The 17,190-nt window shown below is 72.5% G+C and carries 14 protein-coding genes; 6 read left to right on the top strand and 8 right to left on the bottom strand.

Annotated elements, in window-relative coordinates:
• Positions 1-41: 41 nt before the first annotated feature.
• On the top strand, positions 42-1,010 hold the full coding sequence (locus AB0959_RS24515; protein WP_366828648.1) for a hypothetical protein: 969 nt from the start codon (positions 42-44) through the stop codon (positions 1,008-1,010).
• Between the two features lie 12 nt (positions 1,011-1,022).
• On the opposite strand, the gene AB0959_RS24510 is transcribed toward AB0959_RS24515, so the two are convergent.
• From AB0959_RS24510 to AB0959_RS24495, 4 genes are all read right to left on the bottom strand, one after another.
• The gene (locus AB0959_RS24510) at positions 1,023-2,579 is read right to left on the bottom strand and encodes an NAD(P)/FAD-dependent oxidoreductase (RefSeq protein WP_366828647.1); all 1,557 of its coding nucleotides are present in this window, start codon (positions 2,577-2,579) and stop codon (positions 1,023-1,025) included.
• A gap of 731 nt (positions 2,580-3,310) precedes the next feature.
• Positions 3,311-3,940: a TetR/AcrR family transcriptional regulator gene (locus AB0959_RS24505; RefSeq protein ID WP_366828646.1), complete on the bottom strand. Its 630-nt coding sequence runs from the start codon at positions 3,938-3,940 to the stop codon at positions 3,311-3,313.
• A gap of 35 nt (positions 3,941-3,975) precedes the next feature.
• Positions 3,976-6,060 (bottom strand): YhgE/Pip domain-containing protein, encoded by a 2,085-nt coding sequence (locus AB0959_RS24500; protein ID WP_366828645.1) that lies wholly within the window; start codon positions 6,058-6,060, stop codon positions 3,976-3,978.
• Positions 6,032-6,877, bottom strand: coding sequence for an ATP-binding cassette domain-containing protein (locus AB0959_RS24495; RefSeq protein WP_366828644.1), 846 nt, complete (start codon positions 6,875-6,877; stop codon positions 6,032-6,034). The genes AB0959_RS24500 and AB0959_RS24495 overlap by 29 nt, the downstream gene beginning before the upstream one ends.
• Before the next feature lie 199 nt (positions 6,878-7,076).
• On the opposite strand from AB0959_RS24495, the gene AB0959_RS24490 reads away from it, so the two are divergent.
• From AB0959_RS24490 to AB0959_RS24480, 3 genes are all read left to right on the top strand, one after another.
• A complete protein-coding gene (locus AB0959_RS24490; protein WP_366828643.1) occupies positions 7,077-7,679 on the top strand; it encodes an SAV_6107 family HEPN domain-containing protein in 603 nt (200 codons plus the stop codon).
• Between the two features lie 169 nt (positions 7,680-7,848).
• Positions 7,849-8,685 (top strand): methyltransferase, encoded by an 837-nt coding sequence (locus AB0959_RS24485; RefSeq protein WP_366828642.1) that lies wholly within the window; start codon positions 7,849-7,851, stop codon positions 8,683-8,685.
• A gap of 277 nt (positions 8,686-8,962) precedes the next feature.
• A complete protein-coding gene (locus AB0959_RS24480) occupies positions 8,963-9,352 on the top strand; it encodes a DUF3040 domain-containing protein (protein WP_366828640.1) in 390 nt (129 codons plus the stop codon).
• 234 nt (positions 9,353-9,586) lie between these two features.
• On the opposite strand, the gene AB0959_RS24475 is transcribed toward AB0959_RS24480, so the two are convergent.
• The 4 genes from AB0959_RS24475 to AB0959_RS24460 form a co-directional block, all read right to left on the bottom strand.
• Positions 9,587-11,965 (bottom strand): DUF3488 and transglutaminase-like domain-containing protein, encoded by a 2,379-nt coding sequence (locus tag AB0959_RS24475; protein ID WP_366828639.1) that lies wholly within the window; start codon positions 11,963-11,965, stop codon positions 9,587-9,589.
• Positions 11,962-13,332 carry a DUF58 domain-containing protein gene (locus AB0959_RS24470; protein ID WP_366828638.1) on the bottom strand — a complete coding sequence of 457 codons (1,371 nt, stop codon included), beginning with the start codon at positions 13,330-13,332 and terminating at the stop codon, positions 11,962-11,964. The genes AB0959_RS24475 and AB0959_RS24470 overlap by 4 nt, the downstream gene beginning before the upstream one ends.
• Positions 13,329-14,375 (bottom strand): MoxR family ATPase, encoded by a 1,047-nt coding sequence (locus AB0959_RS24465; RefSeq protein ID WP_366828637.1) that lies wholly within the window; start codon positions 14,373-14,375, stop codon positions 13,329-13,331. The genes AB0959_RS24470 and AB0959_RS24465 overlap by 4 nt, the downstream gene beginning before the upstream one ends.
• A 263-nt stretch (positions 14,376-14,638) precedes the next feature.
• Positions 14,639-15,184, bottom strand: coding sequence for a carbonic anhydrase (locus AB0959_RS24460; RefSeq protein WP_366828636.1), 546 nt, complete (start codon positions 15,182-15,184; stop codon positions 14,639-14,641).
• A 443-nt stretch (positions 15,185-15,627) separates the two neighbouring features.
• On the opposite strand from AB0959_RS24460, the gene rsmH reads away from it, so the two are divergent.
• Together rsmH and AB0959_RS24450 are read left to right on the top strand one after the other, a co-directional pair.
• The gene (rsmH, locus tag AB0959_RS24455; RefSeq protein ID WP_366828635.1) at positions 15,628-16,584 is read left to right on the top strand and encodes a 16S rRNA (cytosine(1402)-N(4))-methyltransferase RsmH; all 957 of its coding nucleotides are present in this window, start codon (positions 15,628-15,630) and stop codon (positions 16,582-16,584) included.
• Between the two features lie 88 nt (positions 16,585-16,672).
• Positions 16,673-17,188 carry a hypothetical protein gene (locus AB0959_RS24450; RefSeq protein ID WP_366828634.1) on the top strand — a complete coding sequence of 172 codons (516 nt, stop codon included), beginning with the start codon at positions 16,673-16,675 and terminating at the stop codon, positions 17,186-17,188.
• Positions 17,189-17,190 lie beyond the last annotated feature (2 nt).

Genomic DNA, 17,190 nt, shown 5'->3' with positions numbered 1-17,190 from the left:
CTTAGAGGCAAGCGGCCACGGCCGCAGGGAGAGGGGCGTACATGGGCTGGACGGTCCTCTACATCGCGTTCGGCGTCGTCGCGCTGTGGCTGCTGGGCGAGGTGCTGCTGCAGTACAAGGCGCGGCTGCGCTGGCGGCTGCTCGCCTTCGCCGGCTTCCTGGGTGTCGTCCTCGGCGTCCTGATCCCCTCCGTGATCGTCATCGGTCTCGGTGCCGCCGCCTTCGCGGTCGGGCAGACGTACGTCACGCTCTCCTTCCGGCGCGGCTTCGCGGCCGGCTGGGCCGTCAAGCGCCCGGACGGGGGCGGCGGCAGCAAGCGCCGCCGCGGTGAGCCGGAGCGCCAGGAGCCCACCCTGGAGGTCACCGACCTCCAGGCGGCCGGTGGCCCCGACGCCGGAACGTACCGCCAGGGCGACGACTTCGACGGCGACGACAACGTCTTCGCCCGTCCCGAGCGGCACGCCGCCCCCGCGGCCGAGACCACCGCCGTCTACTCGCCGCAGCCCATGCCCGACGAGACCGGCACCTACGGCGTCTACAACGACGCCGCCTACGCCGCCACCGCGGACCCGTCCTACGCCGCCACCGCGGACCCGTCCTACGCGACCGCCGCCCAGGCCCAGGACCAGGCCTTCGGGTACGACGGCTACTCCGGCTACGACCAGCAGGGTTACGGCTACGACCAGGGGCAGCAGCAGTACGCCGCCTACTCCGACCCGTACGCCGGCACGCAGTCCTACGGCGGCGCCTCGTACGACAGCACCTACGGCGGCCAGCAGGCGTACGGCCAGCAGGGCTACGGACAGGACCAGTACGCCACCGGCGGCTACGGCGAGACCCCGCCCGGCGGCGTCTGGGTCCCGCAACAGCGCTCCACCGAAGACCCGTTCGGCGGCGAACTCCCTCCGGAGCAGCCGTATCCGTACCAGGGCAACGGCCAGGGGAACGGCAACGGGAACGGTTACGACGAGCAGCAGTACCGTTCTGACGATCAGCAGTACCGTTTCTGAGGCCGGCCGGCGTCACTGAGAACCCCGGAAGTCCTGCCCCTCCACGATCAGGCCCGCGACCAGGGCGCCCGACATGCCTGCGTGCGGCAGACCGCCGCCGGGGTGCGCCCAGCCGCCGACCAGGTACAGCCCCGGGAAACGGGTCGTGTTGGCCGGATGCAGGAAACGGCCCTCGGCCGCCGCGAGCGCGGGCGGCGGCACGGCACCGCCCTCGGCGCCGCGCACCTCGCGCCACAGGAGACGCTCCCGCAGCCCGGGCACGGCGGCTTCGGCGGCGGTGACGAGGAGATCCGCGAACCGCTCGGCGGTCTCACCCGCCGCCGCGGCTGCCGACGCCGACAGGACGACGGACTCGTGCTCGTCGTCCGGACGCAGGGCCGGATCGTCCGGACGCAGCACGGTCACCGTGGGACGCACCGGTGCCGCCGGGCCGTCGCTCCCGGCGGGGCCGCTGACCCGGTCCAACTCGGCCGCGCGGTCCGGCGCGTGCACGACCGTGCGGTGCGGGGCCCCGGTCTCGCGCCGCCCGCGCAGGGCCAGCAGCACGGTGAACCGCCCCGGACGCGAGGACACCCGGCCGGGGACCACGTCGGGGCTTACATCGGGATGCACATCGGGATGCACATCGGGATGTACATCGGGACGTACATCGGGGCGTACGTCCCCTTCCGCCCACAGCACGTGATCGGTGAGACCACTCAGCCGCGCGGGATCCACCCCCGCGATCACGTGGTCCGCCTCGACGACCGTCCCATCGGCGAGCTCCAGCCCGGCCGCCCGCCCGTCCTTCTCGACGATCTTCGTGACCTCGGCGTCGAAGACGAACTCCACCCGGCGCGCCAGACACCGTTCGTACACCGCGCGCACCAACTCCCGTATCCCGCCCCGCACGTACCAGGTGCCGAAGGCGTGTTCCAAGTACGGCAGCACGGCCGCGCTCGCCGGGGTGGTCCGCGGGTCCAGGCCGTACGCGAGCGCGTGACCGTCCAGGAGGGCGGTGAGCCGGGAATCGCGCAGCTCCCAGGCGGCGATCTCGTCCAGGGTGCTCGCCCGGCGGGTGCGCAGCAGGCGCTTGTGGGGCACCGCGGGGTACGGCTCGCGCTCGGCGAGCACCTGCCAGTTCGACCAGAGCGGCTCCTCCAGGAGCGGACGGCGCGTCCGGTCCCATGCCTCGCGTGCCCGCACCAGGAAGTCGCCCCAGCGGTCGCCCGCGCCCGATCCGAGCGCCGTGTTCAGCGCGGCGACCGCGCCGGCGCGTGAGGCGTTGGGCAGCAGGACGTCCGTGCCGTCCGGGAACACGTGCCGTGACGCCGGGTCCACCTGGACCAGCTCCACGCACTCCTCCAGGGGCTGCTTGCCCGTCTTGAGGAACAGGTCGCGGTAGACGGCGGGGAGCGGCAGCAGGCCCGGTCCGGTGTCGAAGGCGAAGCCGTTCCGCTCGAACCGGGCCACCGCGCCGCCGTACGTCTCCGTCCGCTCGTACACAGCCACCCGGTGCCCCGCGACGGCCAGCCGGGCGGCTGCCGCCATGGCGCCCATGCCGGCGCCGATCACCGCGATCCGTCCCATGGCGGCGACTTTATCGCCCCCGCCGCCCCTACCCGTCCCGTCCCCTGGGGGCTGCGCCCCCAGACCCCCGCATCGGCCTGAACGGCCTCGTCCTCAAACGCCGGACGGGCTGGATGTCCCTGGCCTCGGCCTGAAAATCCAGCCCCGGCCGGGGAAAATCCAGCCCCTCGGGGGGCACCTCCCAGCGGTAGCTGGGGGAGTTTGACGAGCGGGGTCCGGGGCGGAGCCCCGGGGAGGGACGGGTAGGGGCGGCGGGGGCGAGAAACCAAGCAACCCCGCCGCCCCAAGTACCGAAACGGACGCGATCGTAACCAGTAGGCAACGGCACGTTCTGGGGATGAGCACGGACGGCTGAGTATCCGTACCTAGCCGAAGAGATGAGTACCCGCGCGGATGGGTCCCGACCTGCGCGAACGAGAGAGTGGAGACACGGAAAGGGGCGCGCGTCCGGCACCGCCGACACGGGGCGGCGGAACCGCTCGCGCCCTTGACCGCTCCTTCCGCCGATGAGTCACCACGAATCGGCGGGAGCGAGGCACGGGGGGACCCGGGGGAGACCGTACGGGGGAACACGGGGGTACGGGGGAAACGGGGGAGCACGGCGAAGCGCCGGTTCGGGGTGGCCCGCGGGGGACGCGGCCACAGCGGACCGGCGCTTTCGTCGTCACCGGGCGCACGCGGTACACGAGGTACACGAGGCACGAGGTACCCCGGCCCGCATCGGCGACCGCCTAACGCGCTCCGCTCACCCGCCCCTGAAGCAGACGCGACAACGCCGCGTGGACGTCGTCCAAGGACCGCTCCGGCTGGAACGACTGCCAGTCCAGCGCGGCCACCAGAACCATGCCCACCAACGCGGCCGCGGTCAGCGGAACGTCGATCTCGTCGCTCAGCTCACCGCGCTCCACGCCCTCGCGCAGCACACCCTCGACGACCGCGACCGCCTCCTGCCGCACGACCATCAGCGTGGACTGCCAGGCCCGGTTGGTGCGCCACAACTCGGCCACGTACAACTGCGTGAACGCCGGATAGCGCTCGATGAAGACGAGGCCGGCCCGGATCATCGCGTCGAGGGCGTCGACCGTCCCCCCGCCCTCCTTCGCCGTCCGCTCCGCCGCCTCCCGCAGGGAAGCGGTCAGGAGCCCCACTCCGTGCCGCAGCAGCTCCTCGAAGAGGACCGACTTGCTGGCGAAGTTGTAGTAGACCGTGCCCTTCGCGACGCCGGCCCGCTCGGCGATCTCGTCCACCGTGGTGGCGGAGAACCCCTGTTCCGCGATGAGCGTGACGGCTGCCTCGTAGAGCTTCTGCCGGGTGGCCTCACGACGGCTGCTGCCGCCTCCCGTGACGGTGCTGCTTTCCATGCCCCTGATTCTCACAGCAGTCGGTACCCGCGCGGTCACAGGCTCAGCTCCGGGTGCAACCGGTCGAGGGTCCACACCTGCCTCCGGCGGGCCGACACGGCCGTCAGCGCGAGGGCGCCCGCGGTGAAGGCCACGAGGACGGCGCAGGCCTGCCAGACCGGGGACAGTCCACCGCCGGTGATGAGCCTCCTGAGGGCCTCCACGACGTGACTCATCGGCAGGAAGGGGTGGATCGCGTTGAAGAAGTCAGGGCTGGTCTGCACGGGGTACGTGCCGCCCGCCGACGTCAACTGCAGCATCAGGAGCGCCAGGACGAGGATCCGGCCCGCCGCGCCGAAGCGCGCGTTCAGCCACTGCACGATCGCCGCGAAGCACGCCGTCACCAGGAACAGGAAGCCCACCGTCCCCGCCGCCCGCGCCGGCTCCAGGCCGACGGCCCAGTGGAGGACCGCCATGAGCGCGACCGTCTGCAGCACTCCCAGCGCGGCCACCGGCAGCCAGCCCGCCAGCGCGATCCGCCACGCCGAGGCGCCCACGGCGAGCGCGCGCCGGTTGAGCGGCGGGATCAGCATGTACGCCACCATCGCGCCCACCCAGAGGGAGAGAGGGATGAAGTAGGGGGCGAAACCGGTGCCGTAGTTGGGCGCCTTGTGCAGGTCCCTGGAGGCGAGTTGCACGGGGTCGGCCATCACACGGGTGCGCTCGTCGCGGTCCTGCCGGTCGTAGTCGGGGATCCGCCCGGCCCCGTCGTGCAGTCCGCCGGCGAGCTTCCCGGAGCCGTCGGCCAGCTGGTACATGCCTCCCTTGAGGTCGATCGCGCCCGACGACAGCCGGCCGACACCCGTGTCCAGGTCGGTCGCGCCCGTCTGTGCCGTGGCGAGGCCGGTGTGCAGCGTCCGGGCGCCCTTGGCGACCCGCGCGGCACCCTCGTTGAGGGCGTTCACCTTGGAGACGGCGTCGTCGAGGTCCGCGGAGAGGTGGGGCGCCGCCTTGGCGAGGGCCCTGGCCTGCCGCTGAAGGGTGGCAAGGTCCTTGTCGAGGGCCTTCATGTCGCCGTCGTAGTTCCGCACCACCGTGTTGACGTCCGCGGCGAGCCGCGCCGCGTCGGCGGCCGCGTCCCTGGCCTTCTTCAGGTCGCCGCAGGCCGGATCGGGCACGAGCGGGTTCTCGCAGCGCCGCTCGTAGACGCCGTTCAGCGTCTCGGACGCCGTGCGGGTGCCGCTCTCCACGACGGGGGCCGTCTTCACGAAGGCGCCGAGGTGGTCGCGGATCACGCCCGCCGAATCGGCCACCGTGGTGGCGGTGTCGGCGATCGTCGCGCCGTCGTCCTTCAGGAAGGGCCGTACCTGGTCCGCGGCCCCGCCGACCTTCTCGGCGAGCGCCCGGGTACCGTCCGCGACCTGCCGGGATCCCTCTTCCAGGGCGCCCGCGCCGCTGCCCAGCCTCCTCAGGCCGCTCGACAGCGCGCCGCTGCCCTCCTTGGCGCTCTTCAGGCCGTCCGCGAGGTCCTCGGAGCCCTTCTCGGCCTTCCCGATGCCGCCCTTGAGGTCGTCGGCGCCCTTCGCGGCCTTCTCCGTCTTGGTGTGGATGTCGGAGAACGAGATGAAGATCCGGTCCAGGAAGGACCGCGACGCCTTCGTGGACGCGGCCGTGCGCACCTCCGAGAACACCGTCCGGGAGATCTGCCCGACGATGTAGTTGTTCGCGTCGTTCGTACGCACCTGGAGGGCCCCCGTCTCGGGGGAGTCGCCGGAGCTGGACGCGATCCGCTCGCTGAAGTCCGACGGCATGGTCAGCGACAGGTAGTACGTACCGTCCTCGACGCCCGCACGAGCCTCGCCGGCGCTCACCTCGCGCCAGTCGAAGACGTCGCTGTCGAGCAGCCTCTTGGCGATGTCGTCGCCCGCGGTGAGCTTCTTCCCGCCGGCGGTCGCCCCCTTGTCGTCGTTCACCAGCGCCACGGGGACGCGGTCGAGGCGGCCGTACGGGTCCCAGAAGGACCACAGGTACAGGGCGCCGTACAGCAGTGGCAGCAGCAGGAGCGAGACCAGCGCCGCGCGCGGGAGCTTCCCCCTGCCGAACCGCCTGAGCTCAAGCGCGGCCAGCTTCGGCGAGCGCATCGGCCGTCTCCTTGTCGTCGTGCCGTTCTTCGCTGTCGTCGCGTCGTGTGGACACCACCACGGCGCCTTCGGGTGCCTCGCTGCACACCGCCACCACCGTGGTCCCGGATTCGGCGATCGACCTCAACAGGGCCCACGCCTCGGCCCGTTCGGCGTCCGGGAGCTTCAGGTCGGTGTCGTCCACGCCGAGAAGCCGGGGCCGGCCGATCAGGGCCAGCGCGACCGACAGCCGCAGTGCCTGCAGCCGCTCCAGATCGCGTACGGCGGTCCGGGCACCCTTCGGCAGTGCCGCCAGGTCGAGTCCGGCGGCGGCCAGTGCCGCGTCGACGTGACGCCTCGCGACGGCCGTACGCTCGGCGCGAGGACGCACGAGTTCCCTCAGGGAATCACTCACCGAACCCCCGAACCTCCGCCGCAGCAGCGCCCGTTCACACAGGTGCTCGCCGACGGTGAGGGCGGGGTCCAGGTCGGTGACGCCCGGGACGTGGGCGAGCGCGCTGATCCGGCGTACCGCCGACATGTGTCCGGGCAGCCGGTGCGGGCCGACCGTGGCGTGCCCCTCGCGGGGTTTCATCCGGCCGGTGAGGGCCAGCAGCAGACAGGTGCGGCCGGACCCGGACGGTCCCTCGACCGCGACGAGCGAGCCGGGCTCCGCCTCGAAACCGACACCCCGGAACGCCCAGCCGCGCGGCCCTGCGAGTCCGAGAGCCACCGCCCTTACGGCGACTCCCGCTCCGACGGCGACTCCCGCTCCGACGGCGACTCCCGCTCCGGCGGCGACTCCCGCCGCTTCGCGACGCACTTCAGGCTCGTCCATGTCCCCCTCGCTGCCCTGGACCGGAGGCACGGTTACGCCCCCGACTTTTGAACTGACTGGTCAGTGCAAAAACTAACTCGAACCTGCGCTCGAAGCAAAAGCCCAGGTCAGAACGGATTGTCAGTGGCATACCTCACGATGGGCACATACGGCACCCCGTGTGAGGACGTGCCGTCACACAGACGACAGGAGGTTCGTCATGGCCACCTACCACGCAGCCGCCGCCCGCCGGCGCCGCGCCACCGGCCCTGCCCCCTCACTGACCGGCCCGGCGAGCGACGTGCACCCCGTGCTCCGCCGGGCGACGGCCCCGCCCGCAGCCCTCGACCTGCTCACCCAGGCCCGCGCCGGACTCGACGAGGCAGCGGTGCTTCAGACCTCCAACGAGCGGTACGCGACGGCCCACCTGGCCGCCCTGCGCACCGCCGCCGCCGTGCTCGCCGCCAGGGGACGCCCGGAGCCCACACAGCGGCGCCGCGCCAAGATCCGGAGCGCCTGGGAAGTGCTCCCCGAAATCGCGCCCGAACTCGCCGAGTGGAGCGCGCTGTTCGCCTCCGGAGCGGCCCGCCGCGCCCGCGCCGAGGCCGGCATCCGGGGCGCCGCGAGCGCGCGCGACGCGGACGACCTGATACGGGACGTGGCGATGTTCCTGCGCCTCGTCGAGCGCATGCTGGTCCTCCAGCCCGTCCTGCCGCAGCCCCGGCAGGACAGGCAGCGCAGGCCGGACGGGCAGGGAGGGCCGGACGGGCAGGCCGGGCGGGACGGGCAGGGCGACGCCCCGGACGTGCCGGACGCGGGCTGAGCCGCCGCACAGGGCGCACAGGGCGCACAGGGCACACAGCCGGGTCCGGCGCCGGAGGCAATAGGGTGGGAGCATTCGCACCTCTCCGCCGTGGCCAGCGCGCCCGGGCGGAGGCAAGCCCATCGCTCCGCCGTACAGCAGGCGGTGCCGCGCCGAGGAGTCAACTGCCGTGTCGGACCCGATGCGCCCACCCGTCTCCCACGACCGCCCTCGGACGACGTCGCAACGCTCCGAGCCCTCCCGGCCCCGCGCCTCCCTCCGGACCGCCGTGGTCTGGGACGTCCTGAAGGACGCCCTCGACCGCCGGGTCAAGGCCACCGGACGCGATGCGCACGCCGGGCTGGACGTCCTGGACACCGGGGGCGGCAGCGGCAACTTCGCGGTGCCCGTGGCCCGTCTCGGTCACCGCGTCACGGTCGTCGACCCCAGCCCCAACGCGCTGTTCGCCCTGGAGCGCCGCGCCGCCGAGGCCGGCGTCGCCGACCGCGTACGAGGCGTCCAGGGGGACGCGCACGGGCTGTTCGACGTCGTCGAGCGCGGCGGTTACGACGTGGTGCTGTGCCACGGTGTCCTGGAGTACGTGGACGACCCCGCCGAGGGCATCGGTAACGCGGTCGCCGCGCTGCGCGCCGAGGGCGTCCTCAGCCTGCTGGCCTCGGGTCTGGGCGGGGCGGTGCTCGCGCGCGCCCTCGCAGGCCACTTCAAGGAGGCCAGGCAGGCGCTCGGCGACCCGAACGGGCGCTGGGGCGAGAGTGACCCCGTCCCGCACCGCTTCACCGCCGAGCAGTTGACCGACCTCGTCGAGGGAGCGGGTCTCAGGGTCGCCGCCGTGCACGGGGTGCGGGTCTTCGCCGACCTCGTTCCCGGTGTGCTCGTGGACACGGAGCCTGGCGCCCTGGACGCGTTGCTCAAGCTGGAGGCCGCGGCGGCCGAGCTGCCCGCGTTCCACTCCGTGGCCACGCAACTTCACGTGCTCGGCGAGACGCAGGGGGCCGCCGAGGCCTGAGCCGGCTCCCGGGCCGTGTTCCTGATCAGGGGCTCGGCGGCGGATGGAGTACGCCACAGGCCCCCCGATCCCGCGCCGGGAGCCGTATGATCGAGGGAGACCGTCCGGCATGACGGGCCGCTTGCTGGGGCATGTACGCCTCAGCGAACCGGATCGTCATGGCGGATTCCGGTTGGCGAATTGGCGTTAAGGGGCGGGTTTCACGGGGGCGATTCCCTGCCTATCCTGAAGAGGACCCCCCGGGTCGCCCCGGCGACCGCACGATGAGGAGGACTCCGTGCCGCTCTCGGAGCACGAGCAGCGAATGCTCGAGCAGATGGAGCGAGCGCTGTACGCCGAAGATCCCAAGTTCGCGACAGCGCTTGAGGGAAGCGGGCTGCGCACGTACACCCGACGACGGGTCTACCAGGCGGTCGCGGGCTTCCTGGTGGGTATCGCGCTCCTCATGGCCGGAATGGTCGCACAGCAGATCTGGGTCAGTGTGGTGGGATTCCTCGTCATGCTGGGCTGCGCAGTGCTCGCCGTCACCGGTTGGCGCAAGGCCCCCAAGCCCGGTGAGCAGCCGTCCGGCGCTTCCGGTGCCCGTCGGCACCCACGACAGCGCCGCTCCATGATGGACCGCATCGAACAGCGCTGGCAGCGCCGGCGCGACGAACAGGGTCAGTAGGCTCCGCCGCTCCGCCCACAACCACAGACGTGTCCGAGGGGTGACCACCCAAGTGGCGGTCACCCCTCCTGCACGCCCGGAAACGGTCTCCACCGGCTCGGTACGTCACGTCCGTGGGGTTTGCTGCCGGGGATCAGCCGTGTGCGAACGCACCGCCACACGCAGCGCGCCGCCCGCCGGATCAACCCGGCGGGCGGCGCGCTGTGCGGTGCTCCGCGACGCGGTGCGCGGTCCTCAGCCGTTCTGGTTCGACGGGCGCCGCAGCGTCGGGCGGCGGGCCGAGAGGCCGGCCGTGAACGCCGTCCAGCGGGCCGAGGCCGCCCACACGACCCGTACGGTCGAACGCGGGGCCAGGAGCGCGCGCAGCCGGGTCGAGCGGCCGGCGTGCGTCCGCAGCGAGTCCTCGACCCGGCGGGCGTCCTCCGCTAGCCCCGCCGCCTGTTGCGGACGCGGAGCGTAGAGCACCTGCTCCACCGCGGCCGCCAGCCGGTGCACCGCCGCCGTGGCTCCTTCGTCGAGGTGCCCGAGCCGTACGATCCGCGCGGCGGCCTTGCGGGGCGTCTGGGACTCGTCCGGCGCGATCCCGAAGTCCCACGCCGTGTCGGTCACCTCCTCCCAGACCGCCAGCGTATGAACCGCCACCCCCTCCGCCGTACGGCCGTGGGCGCCGAGCCGTCGGGCTCTGACCCGCAACCGGTACATCATCGGCAGCAGCGGCAGCGCCAGCACCGCGAGCGCGGCGAGGGCGATCCCCAGGCCCAGGAGCAACTTCGAGGAGCCGCCGCCCGACCCCACCGCCACCGTCGGGGACTCGCTCTCGCACGCCTGGGCCTGCTGTCCGCGCCCGGCGCAGCTCTCGCTCGCCGACGGCTCGGAGGACGGCGCCGTGGACGCCGACTGCGTGGGCCGGGCCACGTCCGGCAGGCCGGTGCCGCCCGGCACCTCCGGCTGCGTGTACGACGGCGTGCTGCCACGGTTCGGGGTCGGCTCGAAGCGAGTCCAGCCCACACCCTCGAAGTACAGCTCCGGCCAGGCGTGCGCGTCCCGCAGCCCCACCGTCATCGACCCGTCGGCCTGCGGGGAACCCGGTGTGAAGCCCACCGCGACCCGCGCCGGTATACCCAGCGAACGGGCCATCGACGCCATCGCGAACGAGAAGTGGACGCAGAAGCCCTCCTTGTCCCGGAGGAACCGCGCTATCGCTGAGGAGCCGCTGCCCACCTGCACCTCGGTGTCGTAGGTGAACCCGCCGCTCACAGCGAACCAGTCCTGGAGCTTGACCGCCCGCTCGTAGTTGTTCGCCGACCCCGCGGTCACCTGACGTGCGGTCCGGGCCACCACGGACGGCAGCGAACCCGGCAGCTTGGTGTACTCGCGCTTCAGGGCGGGCGGTGGCTCCGGCGCCGAGGCCAGCTGCTGCGCGGTCGGCTGCACGATCAGGCTCTTGACCGTGTACTGCAGGCCCCGGGTGTTCTGGCCGTGGTCGCCGACGAGGGTGCGCCCCACCGGCTCGTACCGCCAGTCGCCGCTGATGTTCACGCCGGTCGCCGGATACGGCATCGGCAGCCAGTCCTGGCCGTAGTCCTTCGCCGCCGATATCCGGGTCTCGATCTCGGTCCGCTTGACGTCGGGGCCGAGCCCGGTCGGCGTCGGGAGTCTGTTCGGCACGTCCTCGATACGCCGCTGCGAGGGTTTCCAGGCGGTGCCGTCGAACTCGTCCAGGGAGACGATCCGCAGGTACAGGTCCTGGGTGTCCTCGGTGTTGGTGCGGTAGGACATGACCTGGCGGTCCTCGTCCACGTTCAGGCTGTCGCGCAGCGACACCAGCGGATTCACCGCCGAGATCGTGCCGCCGCCCCCGGGGCCCGTGCCGACTCCCGTGCCGGCGGCGCCCAGCAGCCCGCCGTTGATCGTGGGCAGCGGGATCAGGGCGATGCCCAGCGCGACCACGCCGATGCGCCGCCCGGTCCGGACCGGCGCCACCGCGCCGGCCGCGGAGTCGGCCCCGGGGCCACGGGGCGCCCCGGCGAACACCCGGCCCCACTGCGACAGCCGCTCACGCCCTTCGGCGAGGAGCAGGATCAGATAGCCGGCGGCCGCGACCAGGAACGACAGCCACTCGAGGTCGTCGGACAGGCCCGCGGCCACCGAGTACAGCGCGAGCAGCGGCAGACCGGCCGGGGCGGCGCTGCGGAAGGTCACCGCGAGCGTGTCCACCACGAGTCCGACCACCACGACACCGCCGACCATCATCAGCCGGATGCCGTCGGTCAGCGGCGCCGGGGTCGTGTACCTCCCGACATCCTCCGCGCCCGTCTGCAGCAGCGTCCCGAAGTGCTGGAACGCCTCGGGTCCGGGGACGAGCCCCACGAGGGCCTGCTGCCGGGCGAAGAACAGCGTGAGGAGCAGCAGCGTCACCAGCGCCTGCGCCGCCACGGTCAGGGGCCGGGCCAGCGGCACCCGCCGGGTCAGCGCCCCGACGGTGGTCTGCACACCGAGCAGGAAGGCCGCCTGAAGGATCCAGGACGTCTGTTCGACCAGTGGCAGCAGCGCGCACGCCGACATCAGTGTGGCGGCCCAGGCGCACAGCGCCAGCCTCGCCCGACCGCTCATGACTGTCCCTCCCAACCGGTACCGCTGCTCGCGGTCACCCCCGTGCGCTGCTGGTCGGCCTGGCGCCACAGGTCCGCCAGTCCGGCGCCCCGCGGCACGCTCAGCGCCGTCCAGCCCGCCTCCTGGAGCATCCGCAGCGTCTCCTCGCTCCGGTTCGCCTCGCCCGGGACGGGCACGTCGGCCGGCTCACGCCCCCACGCGTCGCTGTCCAGCAGGAAGGCGACCGCCCCTCCGCTGCGCTGGCGCATCTTGCCGACCACGGCCGCCTGCTCCTCGTCGAGGTCGCCGAGGAAGGCCACCAACAGCCCCTCGTTCCCGCCGCGCAGCACGTCGTACGCCGACGAGAGCCCCGTGCCGTCGGAGTGGTCGATCACCGCGAGCATGTCCATCATCAGCCCCGCGGCGTCGGCCGACTCCTGGCTCCCGCCCGCGAACCCGTCGGCACCCTCGCCGGGCACCGAGTTGCCCGTGTCCGTCAACAGCCGCACGGAGAAGCCGCGTTCGAGCATGTGCACCAGCACCGACGCCGTGCCGGAGACCGCCCACTCGAAGGCCGAGTCCGGGCCCGCGCCCGCGAAGGCCAGGCCCCGGGTGTCGAGCAGCACCGTGCAGCGGGCGCGCTGCGGCTGCTCCTCACGGCGCACCATCAACTCGCCGTACCGGGCGGTCGAACGCCAGTGCACCCGGCGCAGGTCGTCGCCGTGCCGGTACCCGCGCGGGATCACGTCGTCCTCGCCGGCCAGCGCCAGGGAACGCTGCCGCCCGTCGCCGTACCCCTTCGCCTCGCCACTGAGCCGTACCGGCGGCAGCGGCTCCACGCGCGGGATGACCGTCAGCGTGTCGTACGTGGAGAAGGAGCGGGTCAGCTCGCACATCCCGAACGGGTCGGACAGACGCAGCTGCAGCGGCCCCAGCGGATAGCGGCCGCGCAGGTCGCTCCGCACGCGGTACGACACCTCACGGCGGCCGCCCGCCTCCACCCGGTCCAGGACGAACCGGGGGCGCGGGCCGAGGACGTAGGGCACCCGGTCCTGCAGCATCAGCAGACCCGTGGGCAACCGCGAGACGTTGTCCATCCGCAGATGGACGCGCGCCTCGGAACCGGCGGGCACACGCCCGGGGGAGAGGCGCCGGCTGCCCGCGACCCGGTAGCGGGTGCGGTACAGCACGGTCGCGCACACCAGAGGCAGCACCGACAGCAGCAGACCGACCCGGAGCAGGTCGCCCTGCCCGAGGACGTACGCACAGACGGCTGCCGCGACCCCGGCGGCAAGGAAGGAGCGCCCGCGGGTGGTGAGGCCGGCGAGCGCCGTGCGCAGGCCGCCCTTTTCCTTCTCCGGGGCGGGCGCCTGCGCCGCGGTGGTCATCCAAGCCTCCGCGGCGGCTGCTGGGGATACGCGGGCGCGCCGCGGCCCATGCCGAAGCCGCTCTGCGGCTGCGGCTGAGGCGCGGACGGTACGGGCGTGCGCTGAATGATCTCCTGGACCACCTGCTCCGCCGTACGGCGGTTCAGCTGCGCCTGGGCGGTGGGCAGCAGACGGTGGGCCAGGACGGCGACGGCGAGTGCCTGCACGTCGTCCGGCAGCGCGTACTCCCGGCCGCTGAGCGCCGCCGAGGCCTTCGCCGCGCGCAGCAGGTGCAGCGTGGCACGCGGCGAGGCGCCCAGTCTGAGGTCGGGGTGGGTGCGCGTGGCGCCCACCAGGTCCACCGCGTACCGCCGGACCGTTTCGGCGACGTGCACGCCCCGGACGGCCTCGATCAGCTTCAGGATCTCGTGCGCGTGCGCCACCGGTTGCAGGTCCTCCAGCGGTGACACCCCGCCGTGGACGTCGAGCATCTGCAACTCGGCCTCCGGGCTGGGATAACCGACGGAGACCCGGGCCATGAAGCGGTCGCGCTGCGCCTCCGGCAGGGGATAGGTGCCCTCCATCTCGACCGGGTTCTGCGTCGCCACCACCATGAAGGGGCTCGGCAGTTCATAGGTCTTGCCGTCGATGGTGACCTGGCGCTCCTCCATGGACTCCAGCAGCGCGGACTGTGTCTTCGGCGACGCGCGGTTGATCTCGTCGCCGATCACGATCTGCGCGAAGATCGCCCCCGGTTTGAACTCGAAGTCCTTGCGCTGCTGGTCAAAGATGGACACGCCCGTGATGTCCGACGGCAGCAGGTCGGGCGTGAACTGGATGCGCCGCACCGAGCAGTCGATGGACCGCGCCAGTGCCTTGGCGAGCATGGTCTTGCCGACGCCGGGGACATCCTCGATCAGAAGATGTCCCTCGGCGAGCAGTACTGTCAGCGAAAGCCGTACGACCTCAGGCTTGCCCTCGATCACTTCCTCGACCGAACTGCGGACTCGCTCCACAGTGCTGGTCAGATCAGTGAGGCTCGCTCGATCGTCATAGGTCGTCACCCGGCCCTCCTCGGCCCGTTCTTACTCCGGGCCGACGCTCTGCGATGCGGACCGGCCCACCCCGAACACGGGCACCACGCGTGAAAAGTTCCGCGTGACGCCTCACCCAGCATTCTTGCTGCCGTTACCGATTCGTGTCACTCGCCTGTGGATAACTGGCCGCGATATGTATGGGCTTGCGGTCTTTTGACCACCAGGCTGTAGGGAAATTGACAGGTAGCCGGTAGCGGGCGGGGCGGTCACGCCGGTCGGTTCGACACGGTTCAGGCGGGGTCGACCTCGCGCAGCAGGCCCGTGCGCACGTCGAAGACGAAGCCGCGGACGTCGTCGGTGTGCAGCAGGAAGGGCGAGGTGCGTGCGCGCTGCATCGACTGGCGCACGTCCTGGTCGACGTCGCGGAAGGACTCCACCGCCCACGCCGGGCGCTGGCCGACCTCCAGCTCCAGTTCGTTGCGGAAGTCCTCGGTGAGGGACTCCAGGCCGCAGCCGGTGTGGTGGATGAGGACGATGCTGCGCGTGCCGAGCTTGCGCTGGCTGATGGTGAGGGAGCGGATCACGTCGTCGGTGACGACTCCGCCCGCGTTGCGGATCGTGTGGCAGTCGCCCAGTTCGAGGCCGAGCGCGGCGTGCAGGTCGAGCCGGGCGTCCATGCAGGCCACGACGGCGACGCGGAGGACGGGGCGGGCGTCCATGCCGGGGTCGGTGAACGCCGAGGCGTACCGCTCGTTCGCCTCGACGAGACGGTTGGTGACGGTGTCGCCGGTTATGGCGCCTTCGGGCCCAGCGGGAAGCGATGCGGAAGTCGTCATACCCATGACGGTACTGGTCACGGCCGCCGCGGGCCTTCTGTGAGGCGCGACAAAGAACGTCATCGAGGCTTGTTGTGAGGTAACCCACAGGTGCGACATGGTTCCGCCCATATGAGTGATTGCCTCCTGTTTGTCTCTTCGAACATGAGGCCTGTCGCGACGCGCAGGCCGGTTGATTGACCGCGGGAAACCGTGGACTAAAGTGACGCGGAGCGGGAGGCGAGGTTCCCCCTGCTGGACTGACATCCCAGGAGACCCGGTGATGTTCCGGTGTCTCCCCGCGTGCGCGGCGCGCACGTACGGCTCGGCCTCCTCCCGCTCCCGGTCGGCTGACGCCTCCGGCGCCGGCGGGCCTCCCCTCCAGTGGGGGCGACCCCGGCATCCGCCGGGGGAGGGCGGGGACCCGGCGGTGCGTACGGCCGCGCCGGACCTGAGAGGCCCCCTTGACCGACAGCCGCCACGTTCCCGTCATGCTCCAGCGATGCCTGGACATGCTGGCCCCGGCCCTCACGGAGCCCGGCGCCGTCGTGGTCGACTGCACCCTCGGACTCGGCGGCCACACCGAGGCACTGCTCACCCGGTTCCCCGAGGCCCGGCTCGTCGCCCTCGACCGCGACAAGGAGGCGCTGCGCCTGTCCGGCGAGCGGCTCGCGCCCTTCGGCGACCGCGCCACCCTGGTGCACGCCGTCTACGACGAACTCCCCGACGTGCTCGACCGCCTCGGCACCCCCCGTGTCCAGGGCGTCCTGTTCGACCTGGGCGTCTCCTCCATGCAGCTCGACGAGGCCGACCGCGGGTTCGCCTACGCGCAGGACGCGCCGCTCGACATGCGCATGGACCAGACGACCGGCATGAGCGCGGCCGAGGTGCTCAACACCTACCCGCCCGGCGAACTGGTCCGGATCCTGCGGGCGTACGGCGAGGAGAAGCAGGCCAAGCGGATCGTCGCCGCGATCGTGCGCGAGCGGGACAAGGAGCCCTTCAGCAACAGCGCGCGGCTCGTCGAGCTGATCCGTGACGCCCTGCCGCAGGCCGCCAAGCGCACCGGCGGCAACCCCGCCAAACGCACCTTCCAGGCGCTGCGCATCGAGGTCAACGGCGAACTCACCGTCCTTCAGAGAGCGATCCCCGCGGCCGTGAAGGCCCTCGCGGTCGGCGGCCGGATCGCCGTCCTGTCGTACCACTCGCTCGAGGACCGGCTGGTCAAGCAGGTGCTCACGGCCGGTGCCACCTCCACCGCGCCCGCCGGGCTCCCCGTCGTCCCCGAGCGCTACCAGCCCCGGCTCAAGCTGCTCACCCGCGGTGCCGAACTTCCCACCGAGGAAGAGGTCACGCAGAACCGCCGGGCCGCTCCGGCGCGTCTGCGGGGCGCGGAGCGCATCCGTGAGGACGGTGAGTGAGTCCTAGGAGGAAGAGGGACGCATGGGCGGCACAGCCGGACCGTAACGCGGTGCCGCCCCGGACGATCGGAACCCGTGAGGAGGGTGCGTGAGCAGGAAACCCGAACTGAGGGGGCGGGCCGCCCGGCTCGCACGCCTCTTCCCCGCGGGACCGGGCCAGGCGGCCCGCACCCCCTTCGTCCTCCTCGTCGTGCTCCTCCTGGGCGGCGGCCTCATCGGCCTGCTCATGCTGAACTCCGCGCTCAGCGAGGGGGCGTTCAAGCTCGGCGACCTCAAGGACGACACCAAGAGCCTCACCGACGAGGAGCAGGCGCTCCAGCGGGACGTGGACTCCTACTCGGCCCCCGACGCACTCCAGCGCCGCGCCCGCGAGCTCGGCATGGTCCCCGGCGGCGACCCCGTCTTCCTGGACCCCGACGGCACCATCAAGGGCGTCCCCGGCCCGGCCGCCCTGGAGGCCCCGACGGTTCCCCTTCTCTCCGCCCCTCTGGTGATCGCGACCCCGGCACCCACCCCCACGCCCGCCTCCGCGGCGGACCCCGCTGCCGCGCCCCCCGCCCCGTCCCCACAGTCCCCGCAGGCCCCGACGAACCCCGGCAGGTGACG

It is taken from the genome of Streptomyces sp. NPDC046862, assembly GCF_040704615.1.
Lineage (GTDB): Bacteria > Actinomycetota > Actinomycetes > Streptomycetales > Streptomycetaceae > Streptomyces.
The sequence above is the reverse complement of the archived record's forward strand: the minus strand, read 5'-3'. Positions and strand labels throughout refer to the sequence as shown.